This is a genomic window from Lentzea sp. NPDC037011, from assembly GCF_055607425.1.
Window position 1 is genome coordinate 225567 of record NZ_JBVJRT010000010.1, and the last position, 22970, is coordinate 248536.

A 22970-nucleotide genomic window follows, 5' to 3' on the forward strand; every position below is an offset into this window, starting at 1 on the left:
CAGTTCCAAGTCGTGGGGTATTGGGTTTAGCATCGCTACATGCTCGATCTCGGACGCCTGCGGGCCCTGCACGCCGTCGCGACCTACGGGACCGTCGGCGAGGCCGCCGACGTGCTCGGCTACACGCCGTCCGCGGTCTCCCAGCAGATCGCGAAGCTCGAACGCGAGACGCGCACGACGTTGCTCGAACGGCGTGGCCGCGGGGTGGCGCTGACGGACGCCGCGCTGCTGCTGGCCGACACGGCCGGGCAGGTGCTGAAGCTCGTCGAAGAGGCCGAGGTGGCGCTGGAGGAGCACCGCGGTGCCGCGGTCGGCCGGCTGTGCATCGGCGCGTTCGCCACGGCGGCGCGCGGGGTGCTGCCGGACGTCCTGGTCGGTCTCGCCGAGCAGCACCCCGCGCTGGACGTGCGGATGAAGGAGATCGACCCGCCGCTCGCGACCGAGGCCGTGGCACGCGGAGAGCTCGACCTGGCGGTCGTGCACGACTGGGAGAACACGCCGCTGCCGGTGCCGGACTCGTTGTCGCGGGTGGCGCTGTGCGAAGACCTCGCCGAGGTGCTGGTGCCGGCGTCGAACCCGTTGGCGGACAAGGAGTTCCTGGTGCCCGCCGACCTGGCGGGCGAGCGGTGGATGTGCCAGCCGGAGGGGGCGATCTGCTTCGACTGGCTGGTGCGGACGTTCCACGGCGCGGGCATCGAACCGGAGCTGGCCTACCGGGTCAGCGAGTACCAGACTCAGTTCGCGTTGCTGAGCAAGGGGATCGGGGTCGCGCTGATCCCGCGGCTGGGCAGGGGGGTCGTGCCGGAGAACGTGCGGGCGGTCCCGATGCGGCCCGCCCCCACCCGCACGCTCTACGCGATCTGGCGCACGCAGGCCTCGCGCCGCCCGGCGATCACCGCGGCGCTCGACGTGCTCAGGCAGGTTGCCGCTGCTCGATGACGTGCTCCTTCCCTGGCGCCATCACCTTCAGCACCGCCTTCGCCTCCCGCTCCACGCCGGCCAGGTCCTTCTTGGTGGTCCTGAAGTACGGCTCGATCGTCAGCGTCGCGGTGTCCCTGGTCTCCACCACGTTCCACGTGCCGCGCAGGAACCCGTCGACCAGGAACGTCGGCGGGAACACCCCGTTGCGCACCGCGCCCCAGCGGGAGCGGGCCTCCTCGCTCATGATCCGGGTGCGGTCGGCGTGGCCCAGCAGGACGTTGTCGAACGCGGGCAGCAGCCGGGCGGGCGCGGGGGTGTCGGCGGGGACGATCACGCCGTCCGGCACGTCGTAGAGGACCTTGCCGTCCTCGTTCTCGTACTCCACGAGGTCGAGGCCGGCGGCGTGCGCCTTGAGCCCGATCAGCCGCGACCACGCCTGCATGTCCGCGAGCGTCGCCGGGCCGAACGCGCGCAGGTAGCGCTTGATCAGCTCGGGCACGTCGGCCGACGAGGGCAGCTCCCGGCCGAGCCAGGTGGCCATCGCGACGTTCTGCGGCACCCCGCCGACGCCCCAGATGCCGCGCGGGGGCACCTGGACCATCGGCACCAGCATCTGCGCCTGGGTGGACAGCTCGCGCGCCCTGGCCTCGGGGAAGTGCTCCTCCAGGTGGGCACCGATCTCCGCGACCGTGCGCGGTTCGGTGTCGATGTACTCGCGGGTGATGCGGGCCAGCTTCTCGAGGTCGATCTCGACGCGGGTGGCGGGCGGCATCACGATCTTCGCCCACTTGTTCAGCTCCGGCTGCAACGCCGTGCGCATGAGGTGGACGTCATCCGCCGAGATCAGGTGCAATGTGCCGCGCCACAACGTCATCCGCACCAGCGAGCGGTCGATGATGAGCTTGCTCAGCGCGTCGACCCTGTACGGCTTGAGCCGGGTCCACAGGGCGAGGTAGGGCGGGATCGGGGCCTGGGCCTGCAGTCCGCCGAGGTGCTCGACGGCGGCCACGATCGGCATGTCGGTGCGCTCCAGCAGCAGCTGCCGCTGGAGCAGCGTCCGGTTGAGCGTGCGGTTCGAAAGAGTGGTCACAGTGAGCCGAAGAACTTCCTGATGTCTTGGACCAGCAGGTCCGGTTCCTCCATCGCGGCGAAGTGCCCGCCGCGGTCGAACTCGGTCCAGTGCACGATCGTCGGGATCATCTTCTCCGCGAGCGACCGCACCGGTCGGCTGATGTCGTGAGGGAAGACGGCCACGCCGGTCGGCACCGTGGTGGGTTGCTGGTTGCCCCAGGACGCGGCCTGCTCCTTGTAGAGGGCGGCGGAGCTGCCGGCCGTGCGGGAGAACCAGTAGAGCGAGACGTTCGTGAGGACGTGGTCGCGCGCCACGGCGCTCTCGGGCGTGCCGTCGTTGTCGGTCCAGTCGTGGAACTTCTCGGCGATCCACGCCAGCTGGCCGACGGGGGAGTCGGTCAGGCCGTAGGCCAGCGTCCGCGGGCGGGTGCGCTGCTGGTGCATGTAGCCGGAGAGCTCCTTCTGGTAGTGGTCGAGCGACTCCAGCGCCCCGAGCTCCTCCGGTGAGAGGTCGTTGACGCCCTGCGGCCGGAAGGTCTGCAGCATGTTCACGTGCACGCCGACGACCTGCTCGGGGAAGACGCGGCCGATCTCCTGCGCGATGCCGGAGCCCCAGTCGCCGCCCTGGGTGCCGTAGCGGTCGTAGCCGAGGCCCTCCATGAGCTTCGCGAACGCCCACGAGATGCGCAGCACGTTCCAGCCGGGCTTCTTCACCGGCCCGGAGCAGCCGAAGCCGGGGATGGAGGGGATGACCAGGTGGAAGTCCCGCGAGAGCGGCTCGATGACGTCCAGGAACTCGACGAACGAGCCGGGCCAGCCGTGCACCAGCAGCAGCGGCAGCGCGTCCGGGTTCTGCGAGCGGACGTGCAGGAAGTGGATGCGCTGCCCGCTGATCTCCGTCGTGAACTGCGGGTGGGCGTTGATCCGCGCCTCCTGCGCACGCCAGTCGAACCCGTCGGCCCAGTAGTCGGCGAGCGGTCGCAGGTAGCTCAGCGGGATGCCGTAGGACCAGCCGACGCCCGGCAGGTCGTCCTCCGGCCAGCGGGTGTTCGCCAGCCGGGAGCGGAGGTCGTCGACCTCGGCCTGCGGGATCTCGAGTCGGAACGGCGCGATCTCCATGGCCCCCACGCTATGAGCTCGTGCGGACAGGTGCTGTCCGCGTTCAGCAGAACTTCTCGATCAGCTCCTCGAAGAACCCGCCCGCCTCGATCGCCGCCTTCTCCTGGTCGCCGTCGCGGACCGCGTGCAGCAGCCCGGTGTGCGACACCTGGTCACGACCGGGCTGGCTGGTGTCCACAGAGGCCGCCACCGAAGCTTTGACCGCCTCGGTCAAGCCCTGGTAGAGCTCGGCTAGAAGCGTGTTGTGCGAGCACCGCACGAGCAGCACGTGGAACGCGGTGTCGTGCTCGACGACCTCCGCCCACTCCTGCGCCTCCATCGCCGCGTCGCGCCGGCGCAGCTGCTCGGTGAGCTGTGCCAGCTCGGCGTCGGTGCGGTGCTTGGCGGCCAATCGTGCGCCCTCGACCTCCAGCGTCCTGCGGACCTGGAGGACCTCCTTCAGCTCCGTTCCGCACATCCGGCGCACGGCGCCGGAGATCTCGCTGGTGGCGCGGACGAACGTGCCGTCGCCCTGCCGCACCTCCAGCAGGCCTGCGTGCGACAGCGCCCGCACGGCCTCGCGAACCGTGTTCCGACCCACCCCGAGCGCCGTGACCAGCTCGGGCTCGGGCGGGATGCGCTGCCCGACGGGCCATTCGCCGCTGGTGATCGCACCTCTCATCTGCTCGATCACCTGGTCGACGAGGCCCGTCCGTCGGGTAGTGGCCAACGGCACAGCGTCATCCTTTCATCCGAACATCCCATGTCTGCGATAGTGGTGCGCGTGACGATCCAGCAGACGACTAGTGCCGCACAGACTGCCACCGATCGGGGTCGCAGGGTGACGGTCGTCAAGAATCGTCACGTTCCGCTGGTCGGGTCCACGCTCCTCGCGGTCGGGGTCGCCCTCGCGGCGGCGAATCTCCGCCCAGCGGTCACCAGTCTGGCCTCGGTACTCGGCGACGTCCGCGCCGCCCTCGGCGTTTCCGCCGCGTGGACCAGCGCGCTGACGGCCGTTCCGGCGCTGTGCTTCGGCTTCGCGGCGTTCGCGGCGCCGTGGCTCAGCCGCCGCCTCGGCATGGCCCGCGCGATCGGGCTGTCACTGGGGGTGCTCACGCTCGGCCTGGTGCTGCGCGTGGTCGACGGCCCGTGGGTCGTGCTGGGTGGCACCTTCATCGCGTGCGCGGGCATCGCGGTCTCCAACGTGCTGATCCCCGTGGTGGTGAAGGCGTCGTTCCCGGACCGCGTCGGCCTGCTCACCGGCGTGTACACCGGAACGCTCGCCGCGGGTGCCGCACTCGCCGCGGCGCTCACGCCCCGGCTGGAGGACCTCCTCGGCTCGTGGCGCCTCGCGGTCGGCTCGTGGGCGCTGCTGTCGCTGGGCGCGGTGCTCGTCTGGTCCGCCGCGGCCCGGCACGGTTCCTCCGCCACGGTCGTGAAGCCGGCGACCCCGGCGGAGAAGCGCTCGTTGCTGCGCAGCCCGCTCGCGTGGGTCATCACCGTGTTCTTCGGCCTGCAGTCGCTGTTCGCCTACACCGTCATGGGCTGGCTGCCCGCGATGCTCGTCGACGCCGGCGTGGACCGGAACACCGCCGGCCTGCTGCTCGCGGTCTCGATGCTGCTGAGCGTGCCGGTGAGCCTGTTCGTGCCGCCGATCGCCGCCCGGTTCTCCAGCCAGGGCCCGATGGTGCTGGTGCTGGGCGTGCTGTCGTTCGCGGGAATCCTCGGGATGCTCGTGGCACCGGCCGCCGCCCCCGGCCTGTGGATGGTGCTGATCGGGTTCGGCATGGGCATGTTCCCGTTGGCGCTGCTGATGATGTCGCTGCGCACGAAGTCAACGACGGACACCGCGCGGCTGTCGGCGATGGCCCAGAGCCTCGGCTACCTCATCGCGGCCTCCGGGCCGTTCGCGTTCGGCCTGCTGCGCGACGCCACGGGGTCGTGGACGGTGTCGCTGGTGCTGCAGCTCGTCCTGCTCGCCGCGCTGACGGCGCTCGGCTGGGTCGCCGGCCGTCCCCGTTACGTCTAGCTTCGGTCAGGAATCGAGAAGCACGGCGTTCGCGCTGCTCATAGCGTTGCCGGCATGGACATCACCATTCACGCCACGTTCCTGCCGCACACCGACCCGGACGCCTCGCTCGCGTTCTACCGCGACCTGCTCGGCTGGGAGGTCCGCCTGGACGTCGGTCAGGGCGCGCACCGCTGGATCACCGTCGCACCCGCCGGTTCCGCGTCGTCGGTCGTGCTCGAACCGCCCGCCATGGCCGACGGCCTCACCGACGCCCACCGCACCGCGATCGCGGAGATGATGGCGGCGGGGAGCTACGCGTACATCACGCTCGCGACCCCGGACCTGGACGGTGTGTTCGACAAGCTCCAGGCGGGCGGCGCGGACGTGGTGCAGGAACCGACCTCGCAGCCCTGGGGCGCCCGTGACTGCGTGTTCCGCGACCCGGCCGGCAACACCGTGCGCGTCCAACAGTCCTAACCCCTTGCTCTGCTGGCATCTGCAAGTACTGGTACTTGCAGATGCCGTTAGCAGCAGGGGAGTCGGCGTGGCGCGGCGCCGTTGGAAGGGCCTGCCTCAGTCCAGAGGCAGGTTGAGGAGTGCGTTTTCCACGAGCTCCGGCATCGCCGGGTGGATCCAGTACTGCCCGCGCGCCATGGTCTTCGCGTCCAGGCCGAAGCTCATCGCCTGGATGAGCGGCTGGATCACCGTCGAGGCCTGCGGCCCGATGATGTGCGCGCCGAGCAACTGCCCGGTGGCCGGGTCGGCGAGCAGCTTCGCGAAGCCCGTCCGGTCCTCCATCGCCCACCCGTACGCGATGCTCGCGTAGGCCTGGCTCGCGGTGACGTACCGGATGCCCCGGGCCTTGGCCTGTTCCTCGGTGAGCCCGACGCTCGCGATCTGCGGGCTGGAGAACACCGCGGCCGGCACGAACCGGTGGTCGCTCGCGATCGGCTCGTCCGGGTGCAGCAGGTTGTGCTGCACGACCTTCGCCTCGTGGTTGGCGACGTGCTTGAGCTGGTAGTCCGAGCTGATGTCGCCCAGCGCCAAGATGTGCGGCTGGCTGGTGCGCTGGAACTCGTCGACCTTGACCCGCCCGTCCTCGTGCAGCTCGACCGCCTTGCCCGCGTCGAGCAGGTCGGTGTTGGGCTGCCGGCCGACCGCGACGAGGAGCTGCTGCGCCTCCACGGTCTCCTCGCCGTCGGGTCCTTCGAGGTGCAGCCGCACCCCGGTGGCGGTCTTCTCGGCGCGCGTGGTCTTGCGCTGCAACCGCACGTCCCACTTGGTCTTCGCGACCTCGGTGAACCGCTCGGCGACCTCCAGGTCCTCGTGCCGCAGCAGCAGGTTGCTCCGCGCGATCACCGTGACCCGCACGCCGAAGCTGCTGAAGACGTGCGCGAACTCGGAGGCGATGAACCCGCTGCCCACGATGATGAGGCTCTCGGGCAGCTCGTCCAGCCGCATGACGGTGTCGCTGGTGTGGAACCCGGTCGTGTCGAGGTCCGCGATGTCGGGGGTGGTGGGCCGCGACCCCGCCGCGATGACGATCCGGTCGGCGGTGATGGTCTCGCCGGTGCCGGTGTCGATCGTGTGCGCGTCGATGAACCGCGCCGTGCCCTCGTAGACGGTGACGTTGGCGTTCTCGTTGGCCCGCCAGTTCCGGCCGCCCTGCGAGATCGGGTCGATCCGGCCGAAGATCCGGTCGCGGATCTCCGGCCAGTGCACGGCGTCCAGGTGCGCGTCCACGCCGAGCTTCTTCGCGTTGGCAGGCGCCGCGGCCTGGTCGGCGGTGTGGACGAACATCTTCGTCGGGATGCAGCCGACGTTCAGGCAGGTGCCGCCGAACGTGCCCTTTTCGAGGATGGCGATCTGCCAGTCCGCCATGGCGTCGTTCGGGATCGAGTTGCCGGAGCCGGTGCCGATGATGACCAGGTCGAAGTGCCTCACGTGACGATCCAACCATTGTTCGGGGACCGGTGTTCCCGAGACGGGGCCCGCCGCACGACGGTGCCCGGCCCGCCCGCGGGCGCACCGGGCACGGCCGGACCAGGTCAGTGCTGGTAGGTGGGCGTGATGATCGCGCGCGCCAGCGTGTGGAACGCGAGGTTGAAGCTCACCACCGCGGGGGAGGCGTCGGAGTCCACGTCGAGGGCGTCGACGTCGACCGCGTGCACCACGAAGAAGTAGCGGTGCGGGTGGTCGCCCTTGGGCGGGGCGGCACCGCCGAACGCGCGGGTGCCGTAGTCGGAGCGGACGTGGAACGCGTCACCGGGCAGCGTGGCGTCGGACTCGCCGGCGCCGGTGTCCAGCGAGGTGGTCGAGGCAGGGAGGTTGACGGCCACCCAGTGCCAGAAACCCGACGGGGTCGGGGCGTCCGGGTCGAAGCAGGTGACGACGAAGCTGCGGGTCTCGGCCGGGAAACCGGACCAGGAGAGCTGCGGCGAGGTGTTGCCGCCCTCGAACACCTGGGCGTCGGGGAGCTGTTCGCCGTCGCGGACGTCCGCGGACGTGACGGAGAACGTGCCGACCGCGGGGAGCAGGGCGTAGGGGTCGGGAGCGACTGGACGCTCAAGGCTCATCGGAACTCCTCCTCTTTGTGATCATTTCGACCTTATCCCCGTGCAACCATGAGTGCCTGCGCGGCGTCTTCCGCGTGGAGGGGGAAATGATGTCCAAGTTGCGGCTTTGTGCTGCCTTTGTGCTGGTCGTGGTGTTGGTCGCATGTGCGCGGCAACCCGACGCGCAGCCGGGCGAGCTGGTGCTCACGACGGCGCCGCAGACGACCACCGCCACGACCGAGCAGCCGAAGCGGATGTTCGAGCCGCCGTACACGTACGGCACGGTGCAGGCGCACGCGCCGGCGGTCCACGACGGCATGGTGCCCGTCGTCACGCGCATCGAAACCGCCAAGCCGTACGTGTTCATCACGATCGACGACGGCGCGGTGCAGCACCCGAAGGCGCGCGAGCTGATGGAGAACGCGGGCGTGTGGCCGTCGCTGTTCCTCAACACCAAGTACGCCGAGGGGCACAAGGACTACTTCAAGCACATGCCCGTCACGGTCCACAGCCACACCACGAACCACCCGAACCTGCAGGGCAAGGGCTACGAGCTCCAGCGGCAGGAGATCTGCGGCAACGCCGACTTCCTCGCGGCCGAGTACGGCAAGCGGCCCACGTTGTTCCGCCCGCCGTTCGGCAACTACGACGCGAACACCCGCAGGGCGGCTGCCGGCTGCGGGTTCAAGGCGCTGGTCAACTGGACCGCCGCGGTCAACGACGGCCGGGTGCAGTTCCAGGTGGGCGACCGGCTGCGGCCGGGGGACATCGTGCTCATGCACTTCCGCACCACGTTCGTGGAGGACTTCACCGCGTTCCTGGAGCGGGCGAAGCACGACGGGCTGACGCCGGTGCCGCTGGAGGACTTCCTCGCCTGACCGCGCACCCGCGGTCGTCATCGACACCCACCCGCGGCGGCGACGCAACTGTGGCCCGGCTCACACGTCTTCAGGTCATCGAACGAGCCTTGAGAGGGGGCCGAAGATGAACACACGTCTCACCGCGGTGCTGGTGGCGGTGCTCGCGGTCGGCACAGTCGTCCCGACGGCGTCGGCGCAGAGCACACCGACGCTGTCCGACATCAGGACCGGCCGCAACACCGGGTTCGACCGGGTGGTGCTGGACCTGTCCGGCCTGCCGGCCGAGCACCGGGTCCGCGAGGTCACCGCTGTTTCGAACTGCGGGTCGGGGCTGCCGGTCGCCGTTCCCGGGAACGAGGTCCTGGAGGTCACGCTGATCGGTGCGGCCGCGCACGACGACGCCGGGAACCCGACCTACACCGGGTCGCGCAACTTCCCGACGCCCGGTCTGGAGAACGTCCGCGGGGTCGCGCTCACCTGTGACTTCGAGGCCACGCTGGGCATCGCCGTCGGGTACGGCGACGCCGCGTCGTGGCACCGGGTGTTCACGCTGACGGGTCCGAACCGGCTCGTCATCGACATCGGTCACTGAAAAGCCCCGCGGGGGCAGCAGTCGCCGCTGCTGCCCCCACGGGGGGTCTACCGGAGACCGTTACGCCGCAACGGTCTCCTGGGCCGTCTCCGCCGACAGCGCGTGCCGCAGCACCTCGGACACGTCCGAGACGAAGTGCACGGTCAGCTGCTCGCGCACCGACTCCGGCACGTCGTCCAGGTCCGGCTCGTTGCGCTGGGGCAGCAGCACGGTCGTGATGCCGGCGCGGTGGGCGGCGAGCAGCTTCTGCTTCACGCCGCCGATCGGCAGCACCCGGCCGGTCAGCGAGATCTCACCGGTCATCGCCACGTCCGAGCGCACCGGGCGGCCGGACAGCAGCGAGGCCAGCGCCGTCGTCATCGTCACGCCCGCGGACGGCCCGTCCTTCGGCACCGCACCCGCCGGGACGTGGACGTGCACACCCCGGTCGGCCAGCGCCGCGGCCTTGTCGTCGTGCGAACGCAGGTAGGACAACGCGATCTGCGCCGACTCCTTCATCACGTCGCCGAGCTGGCCGGTGAGCGTGACGCCGGTCGACCCGGTGTCCTTCGGGGCCAGCGAGGCCTCGATGAACAGCACGTCACCGCCGACGCCCGTGACGGCCAGACCCGTTGCCACACCGGGCACCGAGGTCCGCTCCGCCGACTCGGGCGTGTTCTTCGGGCTGCCCAGGTACGACTTGAGCGACGGCCGGTCGACCTCGATCGGCAGCTCCCGCTCGCCCAGCGCGACCTTCGCGGTCACCTTGCGCAGAATCCGCGCGAGGGACCGTTCCAGCTGCCGCACACCGGCTTCCCGCGTGTACTCGCTCGCGAGCTGGTGCAGGGCGGCTTCGTCGATCGCGACGTCCTGCGCCGTGAGACCGGCCCGGTCGAGCTGGCGCGGCAGCAGGTGGTCGCGGGCGATCGTGACCTTCTCGTCCTCGGTGTAGCCGTCGAGCTGCACGAGCTCCATGCGGTCGAGCAGCGGCGCCGGGATCGACTCCAGCACGTTCGCGGTCGCGAGGAACACCACGTCCGAGAGGTCGAGCTCGACCTCCAGGTAGTGGTCGCGGAACGTGTGGTTCTGCGCCGGGTCCAGCACCTCCAGCAACGCCGCCGTCGGGTCGCCGCGGTAGTCGGAGCCGACCTTGTCGATCTCGTCGAGCAGCACGACCGGGTTCATCGAACCGGCCTCGCTGATCGCGCGGACGATCCGGCCCGGCAACGCGCCGACGTACGTGCGGCGGTGACCGCGGATCTCGGCCTCGTCGCGCACGCCGCCCAGAGCGACCCGCACGAACTTCCGCCCCATGGCGCGCGCCACGGACTCGCCCAGCGACGTCTTGCCGACACCGGGGGGACCGACGAGCGCGAGCACCGCACCGGAACGACGACCGCCCACGACACCAAGACCGCGATCGGCCCGGCGCTTGCGCACGGCCAGGTACTCGGTGATGCGCTGCTTCACGTCGTCCAGACCCGCGTGATCGGCGTCGAGCACCTCACGCGCGGCCTTGATGTCGTACGAGTCCTCGGTCCGCTCGTTCCACGGCAGTTCGAGGACGGTGTCGAGCCACGTCCGGATCCAGCCCACCTCCGGCGACTGCTCCGAGGTGCGCTCCATCTTCTCGACCTCGGCGAGCGCCGCCTTCTCGACCTTCTCCGGCAGGCTCGCGGCCTCGACGCGGGCCCGGTAGTCGGCCTCCTCGGACGCCGGCTTGCCGTCGAGCTCGGCCAGCTCCTTGCGGATCGCGGCCATCTGCTGGCGCAGCAGGAACTCCCGCTGCTGCTTCTCGACGCCTTCCTTGACGTCCTTCGCGATCGTCTCGTTGACGTCGAGCTCGGTCAGGTGCGCCTGTCCCCACTCGACCAGCTTCTCCAGCCGCGCGGTGACGTCGCTCGTCTCCAGCAGCCAGATCTTCTGCTTCTCGTCGAGGTAGGGCGCGTAGCCGGCGAGGTCGGCGAGCGCGGACGGGTCGGTGATCTGCTGCACCGAGTCGACCATCTGCCACGCACCCCGCGTCTGCAGGACGTTCGTGACGATGGCCCGGTACTCGCGGGCCAGCTCCCGCGTCCGGTCGGTGACCGGCGACTCGTCGGTGACGGTCGCGTTCACCCACAGCGCCGCACCCGGTCCCGTGGTCCCCGTCCCGATCCGCACGCGCTTGGTACCGCGCACGACCGCCGCGCGCTCACCGCCCGGCAGGCGTCCCACCTGCTCGATCTCGGCCAGTGTGCCGACCGCCGCGTACTTCCCGTCCAGCCGTGGTACCAGCAGAACCTGGTGGTTCGCCGCCGTCGTGGCGGCGTCCACGGCGGCACGGGCCTCCGCGCTGGCGTCCGCACCGGAGATGCGGATCGGCACCACCATGCCGGGCAGCACCACAACGTCGTCCAGCGGCAGCACCGGCAGGGCCAACGTCTCGCCCATCTCCATCACCCTCCAAAGTTGAGTCTGTACCGCTCAACCAACTTCAGCGGGGTGGTGTTCCCCCGGTCCGTTCGCTGTGAGCGAGCGGGGAAGCGGGTGACACGGCGGGCGACCGGGCGTGTGGCGGTGGACACCCGTGCGGCGATTAGCGAGGATCTTCGCGTGAAGGAAGAGCTGAAGTGGGTCCCGTCCACGGTCGACGTCACGCGTCCGAGCGTCGCGCGGATGTACGACTACTACCTGGGCGGCTCGCACAACTTCGAAGCCGACCGCGCCGCCGCCAAGCAGGTGGAGAAGATCTTCCCCGGCATCGCCCACAGCGCGGGCGCCAACCGCTCGTTCCTGCGCAGGGCCGTGCGCCACCTGGTCGCGGAGGGCGTCGACCAGTTCCTCGACCTGGGCTCCGGCATCCCGACCGTGGGCAACGTCCACGAGATCGCCCAGCAGGACAACCCGTCGGCACGCGTGGTCTACGTGGACTTCGAGCCCGTCGCCGTGGCCCACAGCACCGCGCTGCTCGCCGACAACCCGCACGCCACGGCGTTGCAGGCCGACCTGCGCGCGCCCGCGAAGGTGCTGCACGCCGCCCGCGACGTCCTCGACTTCGACCGGCCGGTCGCGGTGCTGATCATCGCGGCCCTGCACTTCGTGCCCGACTCCGACGACCCGTACGGCGCCGCCGCCGAGTACATGGCCGCGTTCCCCTCCGGCTCGTACCTGGCGATCACGCACGCCACCCACGACGGCCTCACGCCGCAGGAACAGGAGGAGGCCGCGCAGGTCATGGCGGTGTACCGCAGCACCGACAACGCGATCAGCGTCCGCTCGCACGCCGAGGTCGTCCGCTTCTTCGACGGCATGGACGTGCTGGAGCCGGGCGTCGTCCCGGTGAACGAGTGGCGCCCGGACTCCTACGAGGACCGCATCAGCATCTACGGCGCGGTCGCCCGCAAGCGCTGAAGCAGCCGGTCCCTCAGCTCGTTCGTCTCGCGGTCGGTGAGGGTGCGCTCCGGCGCCCTCATCGTCACGCGGATGAGCACGTTCTTCTGCCCCGGCCGGGCATCGAGGCGCTCCCGGACGTGCGCGGGCAGCTCCTCGGCCGGTGTCTCGCTGAGAACCGCGATCTCCTCGACCAGGTCCTGCGGGTCCAGCGCGCGAATCCGGTCACCGAGCGTCTCGGCGTCCTCGTGCCCGTCGGCCACGATCGAGATGTCCCTGGTCGCGGCCGGGTGCCGGGAGATCGGGCGGTACTCGGCCAGGTCCCGCATCTGCTCCGCGATGCGCGCGTCCCCGTTGCGCAGCAGGCGGATGTCGGGAACGCCCTTGCGCAGCATCACCAACCGGTCGAGGCCCAGCCCCATCGCAAGCCCGTGCGGGTGGTCCTTGAGGACGTGCCGCGCCGCGTACCCGCACTCGCCGATCTCCACCCACTGGCCGTCGTGCCACACGTCGATCTGCTTGCCGTGCGTGGTGTACGGGTGTTCGGCGTCGATCGTGCGGTAGCGCTTGCCGGGGAGAACCGTGCTCACGACCACGTGGATCAGGTCTTCGAGCGGTTCGGCTCCGTGCGTTATGCGCCAGAGGTCGAGCTGGTGCGGTGTGCCCGTGTGCAGCCTGTCGACCGTGTCACGGCGGTAGACCAGACCGGGGCACAGGAGCGTGACGTCGGGCCGCGCGTCCTTGAGAGCGGGCGGGATCATCGCCGTCGTGTGGCTGCGCAACATGCACGTCTCGCTGACGTACCTCGTGTAGCGGGCATCGCGCGTGATGGCGTCGGCGGGATAGCCGAGGTGCTCGTAGTTGTGCTCCACCGGTACGAGCGGATGGTGGCGCACTTCTCTCGTGTCCGGCAACGCTGCCTTGAGGTCGGCGATCAGCAGTTGCATCGCGTGCGGGCCCTGGGCGGGATCGGTGAGGTCGCGGACCTTCAGGGCGCGCACGAGTTCATCGGTGCGGTACATGGGTTCTTCCCGTTCTCGGCGTGGGGTGCTGGTGCGAGGTCCCCCGACCGACGGGAAGGTGGTTCAGGCGCGCGCCACCGCCGCGGGTCGGGGGTGGCTGAATCGGCGCGTCATGTCCACGAGGGTAGCGCGCTCACTCGGGCGGTGTCAGCCGCAGATCCGGGTCCACCGGCGGTACCCCGTCGAACGGACCGCCCTCCGCGAGCCGGCCCACGTCGTCCAGCGCGACCTCGATCGCGTCGCGGTACGGGTCGCCGTCCGCCGGTGGGGTGCGGAACCACTCGTGCAGCGCCTCGGGGATCTCGAACCGGGCGAGCACGGCGTCGTAGAGCGCCTCACGGTCCTCGGCCTGCACGCCGAGCTCCTGGTACTCGCGCAACGCCATGCGCAGCCGGATCCAGCGGTAGCGGTCGGTGTTCTGCTGCTGCGTGAACCGCTCGCGCAGCAGATCGCCGGCCTTCTGCCCGCGCAACGCCAGCGTGCGGATGGTCTCGGGCGTCATGAACAGGTTCGTGCCGCCCTCGTCCTCCGCCTGGCGCACGTGCGCGATGCGGCCGCGGTAGCCGGGCAGCGCCGACTGCATCGTGTCCCGCCAGTCGAGGAACGTGTCCAGGATGGACATCAGGAACCCCGGCATCGACGTGAGCTGCCGGTAGGGCGTCCCGCTGTCCGACGCGTCCTGCTCGGGCAGCCACACCTCAGCCGTGTCGCCGTCGGGGTAGGACTGCAGGCTCAGCCCGAACGTGGGCCACCGCGGCAGCAGCGCGTCGAAGAAGTGGATCGGGAAGTTGCTGGTGATCCCGCCGTCGGAGAACCAGTGCACCTTCCCGCCGCGGCACAGCGGCACCGCCGCGATCAGGCCGGGGAACGACAGGCTCATCCGCACCGCCACCACCACCGGCAACCGCTCCCGGCCCGGCAGCTGCCGCAACGGCATGTGCTCGTGCAGCGGGCACCGGCCGTCCGCCGGTACGCCGTCCAGCTGCTCCACGACCCGTCGCGGCAGCACGTACCCCAGGCACTCCTCGCAGTACTGCCACTCCTCGCTGAGCGGCAACCGGTACGGCCGCCCCTCGGACAGGTCGGTGGTCATCAGCACGAGGTTGACCTCGCCCAGATCCCCGAACGTCAACGCGCGTTCGGTGCCCGCGAGCTCGTCGAGCCGGTCCGCCAGCCAGTCCGCGAGCGGCGGCACCCCGGTCGACTTCGGCACCCCCGCCAACCGGTCGAGCCACGACGGCCGGAAGTCACCCGTGCCCGGCACGAGTCCGAAGTGGACGGCGCGGGCGTTGTTCTTCATATACCGCTGCATCGCATACGCGTACGTGGCGATCAACGCGCTGACCATCGCCAGCGTCAACACCAGCCACACCAGCAACACGACCGCCGCCGTGCCGTAGTGCCGGGCGAACACCATGCCGAGCACCAGCGGCACCGCCATGAACACCCATGCCTGCCAAGGCAAGCTGTTCCGCAACGGCCACAACACCAACGGCACACATGCCACCGCCACGACCGTGAGCGCTATCGCGAGCCACGGCAGGTACTCCCGCGGCGCCAGCCAGGCCGACCACAGCACCGGCCCGGTCAGCCACAGCAGCGCCATCAGCCCGAGCACGGCCTTCGCCCGCAACCCGACCGCGCCGAGCAACGCGAAGAACAGGCACGACACCGCACTGCGCCCGGTCGTCGCCCGCTGCTGCATGGTGGCGACGACGATCCGGTACAGCGCGCGCGTCTTGGCGTTCGGCTGGAACAGCTGCGCCAGCCGCCACCGGTCCGCCCCGGTGCCGCCGGCGAACCAGTCGACCAGCCCCGCGAGCTTCTCGAACCCGCCGCTGCCGCGCCCCTTCTCGGCGGCGGCGGCGAACGCCGCGGCGATCGCCCCCGCCGACGCGCCGCCGATCTGCCGGAACTCGTAGTGGCGTGCCAGCGACGCGACAGCCAGCGGGTACACGACTCCGCTGGTCGTGCCGCCGCGCATCGTCAGGTCGCAGTAGCGGTCGTACTCCATGTGCCCATGGTCGCGCGATCACCACGGTCCGTCAGCGATGTTCACTCAGACGCCACCGAACCGGTCCCGTCCCGTGCTGCCGGCGGGTCCTGCAAGCCTTCCGCCGCCGCGACCGCGGCCAGCTCGGCCGGTGTCCCCGCCATGATCACCCGCACGTGCTCCGTCACCTTCTCCACGGGCCACTCCCACCACGCGACCCGTTGCAGCACGGCGACCTCCTCGTCGCTGTACCGCGTCCGCAGCAGCCGGGCCGGGTTGCCGCCGACGATCCCGTACGCGGGCACGTCCCCGACCACCACCGACCCGGCGGCCACGATCGCCCCGTCACCGATCCGCACGCCGGGCATGACCACCGACCGGTACCCGAGCCACACGTCGTTGCCCACCACCGTGTCCCCGCGCGACGGCGCCCCCAGCGCGATGTCCAGCGTCTTCTCCGCCCAGGCCCCGCCGAAGATCGTGAACGGGAACGCCGACACGCCGGACATGCCGTGGTTGGCGCCGGACATGATGAACCGCACCCCTTCTGCCAGCGCGCAGTAGCGGCCGATGACCAGCTTCTCGGGGCCGAAGTTGTAGAGCACGTTGCGGTGCTCGAACTCCATGGCGTGGTGCGGGTCGTCGTAGTAGGTGTACTCGCCGATCTCGATCTGCGGGTTCTTGACCAACGGCTTGAGGAGCACGGTGCGGGGCATGTCCGGCAACGGGTAGAGGTTGTCGGGCGAGGGGATGGTCACGGCGCTCCGATCGGCTCTTCGCTGAACTGGGTGCGGTACAGCTTGGCGTAGTGGCCGCCGAGAGCCAGCAGGGACTCGTGGGTGCCGCGTTCGACGACCTGGCCGGCGTCGACGACGAGGATCTGGTCGGCGGCGCGGACGGTGGACAGGCGGTGGGCGATCACCAGCGAGGTGCGGCCGGCGAGGGCTTCCACCAGTGCCTCCTGCACGGCCGCCTCGGAGCGGGAGTCCAGGTGCGCGGTGGCCTCGTCCAGGATCACGACGCGGGGCTTGGCGAGCAGCAGGCGGGCGATGGTGAGGCGCTGGCGCTCGCCGCCGGACAGGCGGTAGCCGCGTTCGCCGACGACCGTGTCGAGCTGGTCGGGCAACGACAACACCAGGTCGGCGAGGCGCGCGCGGCGCAGGGCGTCCCACAGCTCCTCGTCGGTGGCGGCCGGTGCGGCGAGGCGCAGGTTGGCGCCGATCGACTCGTGGAACAGGTGGCCGTCCTGCGTCACCATGCCGACGGTCTCGCGCAACGAGTCGAACGACAGCGTGCGGACGTCCACACCGGACAGCCGGACGGCGCCGGAGTCGGCGTCGTACAGGCGGGGGAGCAGGGAGGCGATCGTCGACTTGCCCGCACCCGAGGCGCCGACCAGTGCGATCAGCGAGCCCGGCGCGGCCGTGAAGGAGATGCCGCGCAGGACCGCGTCACCGCCGCGCGTGTCGAGGGTGGCGACCTCCTCCAGCGAGGCCAGGGAGACCTTGTCCGCGGCCGGGTAGGCGAAGTGGACGTCGTCGAACTCCACCGAGACCGGGCCGTCGGGCACGGAGACCGCGTCGGGCTCCTCCTTGATCAGCGGCGGCAGGTCGAGCACCTCGAAGACGCGCTCGAACGACACCAGCGCCGTCATCACGTCCACACGCGCACCGGCCAAGGCGGTCAACGGGGCGTAGAGGCGCGTCAGCAGCAGCGCCAGCGTCACGATCGTGCCGGGTGCCATCTGACCCATGAACGCGAAGTAGCCGCCGAGGCCGTAGACCAACGCAAGGGCCAGCGACGACACCAACGTCAACGCCACCAGGAACAGCCACTGCGCAACGGCCGTGCGCACACCGATGTCACGCACACGCCGAGCGCGCGCACCGAACTCCGCGCTTTCCAGGGCGGGACGGCCGAAGAGCTTGATCAGGGTCGCGCCGGGAGCGGAGAACCGCTCGGTCATCTGGGTCGTCATGGCCGAGTCGAGGTTCGCGGCCTCGCGGTGCATGGACGCCAGGCGCCTGCCCATGCGCCGCGCCGGGATCAGGAACACCGGCAGCAGCGCCATCGCGAGAACGGTGACCTGCCACGACAGCGTCAGCATCACGACCAGCGTGAGCACCAGCGCGATCAGGTTCGTGACGACACCGGAGATCGTCTCGGAGAACGCCCGCTGCGCGGCGATCACGTCGTTGTTGAGCCGGGAGACCAGGGCGCCGGTGCGGGTGCGGGTGAAGAACGCGATCGGCATGCGCTGCACGTGGTCGAAGACGGACTGCCGCAGCCGCAGGATCAGGTCCTCGCCGACGCGGGCGGACTGCCAGCGCTCGGCCAGCGAGAAACCGGCCTCCAGCACGGCGACGCCGGCGATCGCGAGTGCCAGCCACACCACCAGGTCCAGGTCGCGGCCGCCGATGATCGTGTCGACCACGCGGCCGGCCAGGACCGGGCTCGCCACCGCCAGCACCGCGGCCACCGCGCTGGTGGCGAGCAGGGCCAGCACCGCAGGCCGCTGCGGGCGGGCGAACCGGGCGACGCGCTTCAACGTCGCCCGGCTGACGCGGCGGTTCTCCTTGTCCTGCATCGCGCTTTCGAGCGCGTACCAGGCGTTGAAGTCGATGTTCACGACGCCCAGTCTGCGACCTCCAGCTGAGTCGAGGTCAAGCCGTTTTCAAGAACGCGTCGACCTCCGCCAGCGCCGCCGCGCGCACCGGTTCCGGCGACAGGAACAGGTCGTGCAGGCCGGCCTTGATCTCCACGACCTTCACGGACGTGCCGAGCTTCGGTCCCCACCTGCGCATGCCCTCGACGTCGAGCACCGCGTCGGCCTTCGCCACGTCCTCGTTCCACTCGCGGGCGCCGAGCGTGCTGCGGTCGGAGTGCAGCACCAGCACGGGCACGCGCACGTCGAGCCCGGCGTGCACCTTCTCCTGCGCCACGAGCACCGCGCGGATCCACCCGGCCAGCACCGGGAACCCGTCGAGCGGCTTCCACCTCAGGTCGAAGTCCCACTCGCCGTTGCGCGAGGAGTGGATCGAGGCGCCGTACGCGTCGCCCAGCCCGCCGCGGACCTTCACCGAGGGCGCGACCTTCCCGAGCAGCTTCACCACCCGCCGCAGGAGCGGCGGTTCGACGACGTCCAGCCACGGGCTGTTGAGCACGAGGGCGTCGATCAGGTCCTCCGAGCGCCGTTCGTGCGCCCACAGCGACGTCGTGAGCCCCCCGGTCGAGTGGCCCATCAGCACGACCCGCGAGTGCTCGGCGCGGACGACGGCGACGGCCGCGTCGATCTCCTCGAAGTACACGGCCATGTCGGTCGTGTAGTTCGGCACCTCGCCGTCGCGCAACGACCGCCCGTAGCCGCGCAGGTCCACGGCGTAGAAGTCGTAGCCCTGAGCGTTGTAGTGCTCGGCGACGTGCTCTTGGAAGAAGTAGTCGGCGAACCCGTGCACGTAGAGGATCGCGCCGCGGTCGGCCTGCGCGGCCCGCCTGCGGACCAGGGTCGCGGTGGCCCCGCCGCGCAACGGCAGGACCGTGGTGTCTTCGTCGCTCACGGCGCCAGTCTGCTCCCGAAAACCGGCGATTCCGCGCACCCTTGTCCGGATCGTGTCTAACCTGGACCGATGACGGGGGACATCGAACAGTCGTCGAGGGTGCGCTTCCCGGGGATCAGCTCGCGCGCCTACGAACACCCAGCCGACCGGGGCGCGCTCGCCGTGCTCCGCGCCGTGCCGGCCGTGGCACCGATCGTCAAGGCGGTCGCGTCGGCGTTCTCCGAACGCGGGGAACGCCTGGTCCAGGTCGCCTCCTCGGTGCGGGTGGGCCCGAAGCAGTACCCGGACCTGCACCGCATCCAGAACGAGGTCGCCGCCGCGTTCGACCTGGAGGAGGCGCCGGAGGTCTTCGTCCGGCACTCTCCGGAGGTCAACGCGTTCACGCGGGGCATCGACAAGCCGTTCATCGTGCTGAACTCCGCGCTGGTCGAGCGGTTCGACCGCGAGGAGCTGCGGTTCGTCCTCGGGCACGAGACCGGCCACGCGATGTCCGGCCACGGGCTCTACAACACCATCCTGGAACGCCTGCTCAACCTGCAGTACGCGTTCGGCTGGATGCCGGCGGGCGCGTTCGCCCTGCGCGCGGTCATTGCCGCCCTCTACGAGTGGCAGCGCAAGACCGAGCTGTCCTGCGACCGGGCCGGGCTGCTCGCCTGCCAGGACCCGCAGGCCGCGCTGCGCGTGCACCTCGCGTTCGCGGGCGACATCGGCGGCCAGGTCGACATCGCGGCGTTCCTCGAACAGGCGAAGGAGTACGAGGGCGAGGACATCCGCGACAGCATCCTGAAGCTGATGGACAACGAGCGCCGCTCGCACCCGCTGGCCGTGGTCAGGGCCGCGCAGCTGCAGCGCTGGGCCGCGGGCGAGGAGTACCGGGAGATCCTCACCGGCGTCTACCCGCGCCGCGAGGACGACCACCCGACGAGCAACCTCACCGACGACGTCAAGAGCGCGGCGCGGTCCTACCGGGAGTCGGCGAGCAGCTCAGCGGACCCGCTGATCAAGACGATCAACGACATCGGCGAGACCGTGATGGGTGCCGCGGGAAAGATGTGGAGCAAAGTTGCTCCAAATGGACCAGCGGAGTAGCTACCATCTGGAGTCATGAGACGACTCGCTGTTGTGGTCCTGGCTCTGCTCCTGACGGCGGGCACCGCTGCCGCCGACGAACAGGTCGTCGGCGGTGAACGGGTCCCCATCGCCACGACCCCGTGGGTCGTCTACCTGACCGACCCGAACGGCTACCAGTTCTGCGGCGGCACGATCGTCGCCCCGACGAAGGTCCTGACGGCGGCGCACTGCGCGGTCGGCCGGCCCGCCTCCCAGTTCCGCGTCGTCGCGGGCCGCGAGGACAAGAAGAGCTCGGAGGGCGTGGTCGCCACGCCGGTCGAGGTCTGGGTCCACCGGCAGTACGTGGCCGCCGACCGGGGCGAGGACCTCGCCGTGCTGACCATGGCCACGCCGCTGCCGTTCACCCCGCTGCCGATCGCCGGGCAGGCCGACGCCGACCTCTACCGGCCCGGCACCCCGCTGCGGGCGCTCGGCTGGGGCCGCACCAGCGAGAACGGCAGGACCTCCCGCTACCTGATGGGGGCGACGGTGCCGGTGCTGCCCGACGCCGACTGCGCGGGCTCCTACCCGCAGTTCGTGCGGGCGGACATGTTCTGCGCCGGCTACCCCGAGGGCAAGGTCGACACCTGCCAGGGCGACTCCGGCGGCCCGGTCGTGGCGGCGGGCAGGCTCGTCGGCGTCACGTCGTGGGGCGAGGGCTGCGCGCGCAGGGGCAAGCCCGGCGTGTACGTCCGGGTCGCCCGGTACGCGAAGGACCTCCAGCCGGTCGTGGGCGTCGTGGAACCCCCGGCGGAGGAGCCTCCCGCGGAGGAGCCCCCGGCATGAGGACCCGCCCGGTCCGGCCGTGAAACCCGATCGCCGCGGGCCCGGCGCTGTGCCAGCCTGGGCCCGTGGTGGTGCTGCGACGGGCCCGGCCGGACGAGGCGGGCGTGCTGACCGAGCTGGCGCTGGCGGCCAAGGCGCACTGGCCCTACAACGCGGCGTTCCTGGAGGCCGTGCGCGCCGAGCTCACCGTCCGGCCGGAGGACGTGGAGCGGCGGCTGCACGTGGTCGCCGAACGGGACGGCGTCGTGCTGGGCTGGTACGGCATCGGCGGGACGCCGCCGGCGGGTGAGCTCACCGACCTGTGGGTGGAGCCGGCCGCGATCGGCACCGGGCTCGGTCGTGCGCTGTGGGACCACGCCGTGGCGTCCGCCGCCGGCTACGACCACCTCGACATCGATGCCGACCCGTACGCCGAGGGGTTCTACCTGCGGATGGGCGCCGAACGCATCGGTGAGTCGCCGTCGGGCTCCATCCCCGGCCGGGTGCTGCCCCGGCTGCGCGTGCGGACGTCCTGACGGCCCGTCCCCGGACCGGCCGCCGCGGTGAGCCGTCTCAGACCACGAGGCCGACGGACATCGTGAAGAACACGGTCGCGCACACCACGTCCAGCGCCTTCGTGACCCCGGGCCGGCGCAGCCGTCCTGCGACGCTGCTCGCCGCCAGCACGATCATCAGCTCCCACACCGCGGCCAGGCCGAGGAACACCGCCGCGAGCATCGTGAGCTGCGCTGCCGGTTCACCCGATCCGATGAACTGCGGCAGGAACGCCAGCGCGAACAGGATCATCTTCGGGTTCGTGATGTTGGTCAGGAAGCCCTGCCGGAACGGCCGGTCGCCGACGACCTCCTCCGGCTCCTGCACACCGCGCTTCAGCAGCCCGCGCGCGATGGAAACCGCGAGGTAGAGCAGGTACCCGGCACCGATCCAGCGCAACGCGACGAGCACCGCCGGGTACCGGGCGAGCACCACTCCCAGGCCCGAGATCACCAGCGCCACCTGGACCGCGGCGGCCGTGTGGATGCCGGCCAGCGCGAGCAGCCCCGACCGCACTCCCGACCGCAGCGACGTGCGCAGCAGCAGGAACGCGTCGACACCGGGGGTCACGATGACGACCGCACACGCGATGAGGAAGGCCGGAACCTGGCCGAAGTCGAACAACACCGCACATACCCCCGTGATCTACGACACTGACCGTAAAATCTCCGGCCAGATGGAACACTAACACCAAATTCTCCGGTTTTGACGCCGTCCTAACGTGCTCGCTACCGTTGGTGACCAATCGTCCACCTGGCGCAACGAGGAGTGACCCGTGAGGGGTAAGCGGTTTGCCGTGCTCGCCGCCGTTGTCCCGCTGGTCAGCGGGGCAGCGACGGCGAACGCGATCGTCGGGGGGACACCCGCGCGGGCGGCCGACACGCCCTGGGTTGTGGCGATCACCACCCCGGACGGGCAACTGATCTGCGGTGGCGCGCTCGTCGCCCCGGACAAGGTCGTGACGGCGGCCCACTGCGCCACGGTGAAGGGCCTCGCGGGCCGCACCCAGCGCCCGGTCGAGCACATGCGGGTGATCGCGGGCCGCACGGACCTGCGCACTACCGAGGGTGCCGAGGCGGCGGTGACGAACGTGTGGCGCCACCCCGACTTCAAGGACGTCACGCAGGGCGACGACGTGGCGGTGCTGACGCTGGACCGGGAGCTGCCGTACCGGACGATCGCGCTGGGCGACGCGGGTGAGAGCGGTGTCGTGCTCGGCTGGGGCCGCACCGCGGAGCTCGACAAGCCCGCGATGTCGCTGCGCAAGGTGACGGTGCCGATCCTGCCGGACGGCGAGTGCGCGGCGAAGGAGCCGGACTACCGGCCGGGGGCGATGCTGTGCGCCGGGCGCGGTGGCAAGGACGCGTGCACCGGCGACTCGGGCGGGCCGCTGGTCGTCAAGGGCAGGCTCGCCGGTGTCGTGTCGTACGGGCGCGGGTGTGCGCGGCCGGACGAGCCGGGCGTCTACACGCGGCTGGCTCACTACCGGTCCACGGTCGGCTTCTGATA

The 22970-nt window shown here is 70.8% G+C and carries 22 protein-coding genes; 10 read left to right on the plus strand and 12 right to left on the minus strand.

What is annotated here, in order from left to right; genetic code table 11:
* The first annotated feature begins 39 nt into the window (after window positions 1-39).
* A complete protein-coding gene (locus tag ACZ7CH_RS29510; protein WP_470375435.1) occupies window positions 40-939 on the plus strand; it encodes a LysR family transcriptional regulator in 900 nt (299 codons plus the stop codon).
* Here ACZ7CH_RS29510 and ACZ7CH_RS29515 read toward each other — a convergent pair.
* The 3 genes from ACZ7CH_RS29515 to ACZ7CH_RS29525 are packed head-to-tail and all read right to left on the minus strand — an operon-like array spanning window position 914 to window position 3826.
* A complete protein-coding gene (locus tag ACZ7CH_RS29515; RefSeq protein ID WP_470375436.1) occupies window positions 914-2011 on the minus strand; it encodes a winged helix DNA-binding domain-containing protein in 1098 nt (365 codons plus the stop codon). The two genes, ACZ7CH_RS29510 and ACZ7CH_RS29515, sit on opposite strands and share 26 nt — an antisense overlap.
* Window positions 2008-3111 (minus strand): epoxide hydrolase family protein, encoded by a 1104-nt coding sequence (locus ACZ7CH_RS29520; RefSeq protein ID WP_360390870.1) that lies wholly within the window; start codon window positions 3109-3111, stop codon window positions 2008-2010. Before ACZ7CH_RS29520 ends, ACZ7CH_RS29515 begins: the two co-directional genes overlap by 4 nt.
* A gap of 43 nt (window positions 3112-3154) precedes the next feature.
* Window positions 3155-3826: a FadR/GntR family transcriptional regulator gene (locus ACZ7CH_RS29525; protein ID WP_470370756.1), complete on the minus strand. Its 672-nt coding sequence runs from the start codon at window positions 3824-3826 to the stop codon at window positions 3155-3157.
* A gap of 105 nt (window positions 3827-3931) precedes the next feature.
* On the opposite strand from ACZ7CH_RS29525, the gene ACZ7CH_RS29530 reads away from it, so the two are divergent.
* Both ACZ7CH_RS29530 and ACZ7CH_RS29535 read left to right on the plus strand, forming a co-directional pair.
* Window positions 3932-5119 (plus strand): MFS transporter, encoded by a 1188-nt coding sequence (locus ACZ7CH_RS29530; RefSeq protein WP_360390865.1) that lies wholly within the window; start codon window positions 3932-3934, stop codon window positions 5117-5119.
* A gap of 54 nt (window positions 5120-5173) precedes the next feature.
* Window positions 5174-5578: a VOC family protein gene (locus ACZ7CH_RS29535; RefSeq protein WP_360390862.1), complete on the plus strand. Its 405-nt coding sequence runs from the start codon at window positions 5174-5176 to the stop codon at window positions 5576-5578.
* 96 nt (window positions 5579-5674) lie between these two features.
* On the opposite strand, the gene ACZ7CH_RS29540 is transcribed toward ACZ7CH_RS29535, so the two are convergent.
* Together ACZ7CH_RS29540 and ACZ7CH_RS29545 are read right to left on the minus strand one after the other, a co-directional pair.
* Window positions 5675-7045 (minus strand): mycothione reductase, encoded by a 1371-nt coding sequence (locus tag ACZ7CH_RS29540; RefSeq protein ID WP_470375437.1) that lies wholly within the window; start codon window positions 7043-7045, stop codon window positions 5675-5677.
* A 104-nt stretch (window positions 7046-7149) separates the two neighbouring features.
* Entirely contained in the window at window positions 7150-7677 is a 528-nt protein-coding gene (locus ACZ7CH_RS29545; RefSeq protein ID WP_360390856.1) for a YbhB/YbcL family Raf kinase inhibitor-like protein, read from the minus strand.
* A gap of 86 nt (window positions 7678-7763) precedes the next feature.
* Between ACZ7CH_RS29545 and ACZ7CH_RS29550 the strand changes: the two genes are divergently transcribed.
* Window positions 7764-8534, plus strand: a complete 771-nt coding sequence (locus tag ACZ7CH_RS29550; protein ID WP_470375438.1) for a polysaccharide deacetylase family protein — start codon at window positions 7764-7766, stop codon at window positions 8532-8534.
* Between the two features lie 106 nt (window positions 8535-8640).
* Window positions 8641-9108 carry an AMIN-like domain-containing (lipo)protein gene (locus ACZ7CH_RS29555; protein WP_360390854.1) on the plus strand — a complete coding sequence of 156 codons (468 nt, stop codon included), beginning with the start codon at window positions 8641-8643 and terminating at the stop codon, window positions 9106-9108.
* Between the two features lie 60 nt (window positions 9109-9168).
* On the opposite strand, the gene lon is transcribed toward ACZ7CH_RS29555, so the two are convergent.
* Complete coding sequence (gene lon / locus ACZ7CH_RS29560) at window positions 9169-11520, minus strand: endopeptidase La (protein ID WP_470375439.1); 2352 nt, start codon at window positions 11518-11520, stop codon at window positions 9169-9171.
* A gap of 162 nt (window positions 11521-11682) precedes the next feature.
* Between lon and ACZ7CH_RS29565 the strand changes: the two genes are divergently transcribed.
* On the plus strand, window positions 11683-12480 hold the full coding sequence (locus tag ACZ7CH_RS29565; RefSeq protein ID WP_360390848.1) for an SAM-dependent methyltransferase: 798 nt from the start codon (window positions 11683-11685) through the stop codon (window positions 12478-12480).
* Here ACZ7CH_RS29565 and srmL read toward each other — a convergent pair.
* From srmL to ACZ7CH_RS29590, 5 genes are all read right to left on the minus strand, one after another.
* Window positions 12453-13481 carry a PheS-related mystery ligase SrmL gene (gene srmL / locus ACZ7CH_RS29570; protein ID WP_470375440.1) on the minus strand — a complete coding sequence of 343 codons (1029 nt, stop codon included), beginning with the start codon at window positions 13479-13481 and terminating at the stop codon, window positions 12453-12455. The two genes, ACZ7CH_RS29565 and srmL, sit on opposite strands and share 28 nt — an antisense overlap.
* 133 nt (window positions 13482-13614) lie before the next feature.
* Entirely contained in the window at window positions 13615-15495 is a 1881-nt protein-coding gene (locus tag ACZ7CH_RS29575) for a patatin (protein WP_470370751.1), read from the minus strand.
* 41 nt (window positions 15496-15536) lie between these two features.
* Window positions 15537-16190 carry a CatB-related O-acetyltransferase gene (locus ACZ7CH_RS29580; RefSeq protein ID WP_360391490.1) on the minus strand — a complete coding sequence of 218 codons (654 nt, stop codon included), beginning with the start codon at window positions 16188-16190 and terminating at the stop codon, window positions 15537-15539.
* A 38-nt stretch (window positions 16191-16228) separates the two neighbouring features.
* The gene (locus ACZ7CH_RS29585; RefSeq protein WP_470375501.1) at window positions 16229-18061 is read right to left on the minus strand and encodes an ABC transporter ATP-binding protein; all 1833 of its coding nucleotides are present in this window, start codon (window positions 18059-18061) and stop codon (window positions 16229-16231) included.
* A gap of 76 nt (window positions 18062-18137) precedes the next feature.
* Window positions 18138-19031 (minus strand): alpha/beta hydrolase, encoded by an 894-nt coding sequence (locus ACZ7CH_RS29590; protein WP_360390839.1) that lies wholly within the window; start codon window positions 19029-19031, stop codon window positions 18138-18140.
* Window positions 19032-19100: 69 nt separating this feature from the next.
* Here ACZ7CH_RS29590 and ACZ7CH_RS29595 point away from each other — a divergent pair, with 69 nt between their 5' ends.
* The 3 genes from ACZ7CH_RS29595 (at window position 19101) to ACZ7CH_RS29605 (ending at window position 21442) form a co-directional block, all read left to right on the plus strand.
* Window positions 19101-20120, plus strand: coding sequence for a M48 family metallopeptidase (locus ACZ7CH_RS29595; protein ID WP_470375441.1), 1020 nt, complete (start codon window positions 19101-19103; stop codon window positions 20118-20120).
* A gap of 15 nt (window positions 20121-20135) precedes the next feature.
* A complete protein-coding gene (locus ACZ7CH_RS29600; RefSeq protein ID WP_470375442.1) occupies window positions 20136-20927 on the plus strand; it encodes a S1 family peptidase in 792 nt (263 codons plus the stop codon).
* A 65-nt stretch (window positions 20928-20992) separates the two neighbouring features.
* Entirely contained in the window at window positions 20993-21442 is a 450-nt protein-coding gene (locus ACZ7CH_RS29605; RefSeq protein ID WP_470375443.1) for a GNAT family N-acetyltransferase, read from the plus strand.
* Between the two features lie 37 nt (window positions 21443-21479).
* On the opposite strand, the gene ACZ7CH_RS29610 is transcribed toward ACZ7CH_RS29605, so the two are convergent.
* Window positions 21480-22088, minus strand: coding sequence for a LysE family translocator (locus tag ACZ7CH_RS29610; RefSeq protein WP_458430646.1), 609 nt, complete (start codon window positions 22086-22088; stop codon window positions 21480-21482).
* Window positions 22089-22236: 148 nt separating this feature from the next.
* On the opposite strand from ACZ7CH_RS29610, the gene ACZ7CH_RS29615 reads away from it, so the two are divergent.
* On the plus strand, window positions 22237-22968 hold the full coding sequence (locus ACZ7CH_RS29615; protein WP_458430647.1) for a S1 family peptidase: 732 nt from the start codon (window positions 22237-22239) through the stop codon (window positions 22966-22968).
* Window positions 22969-22970: the final 2 nt, after the last annotated feature.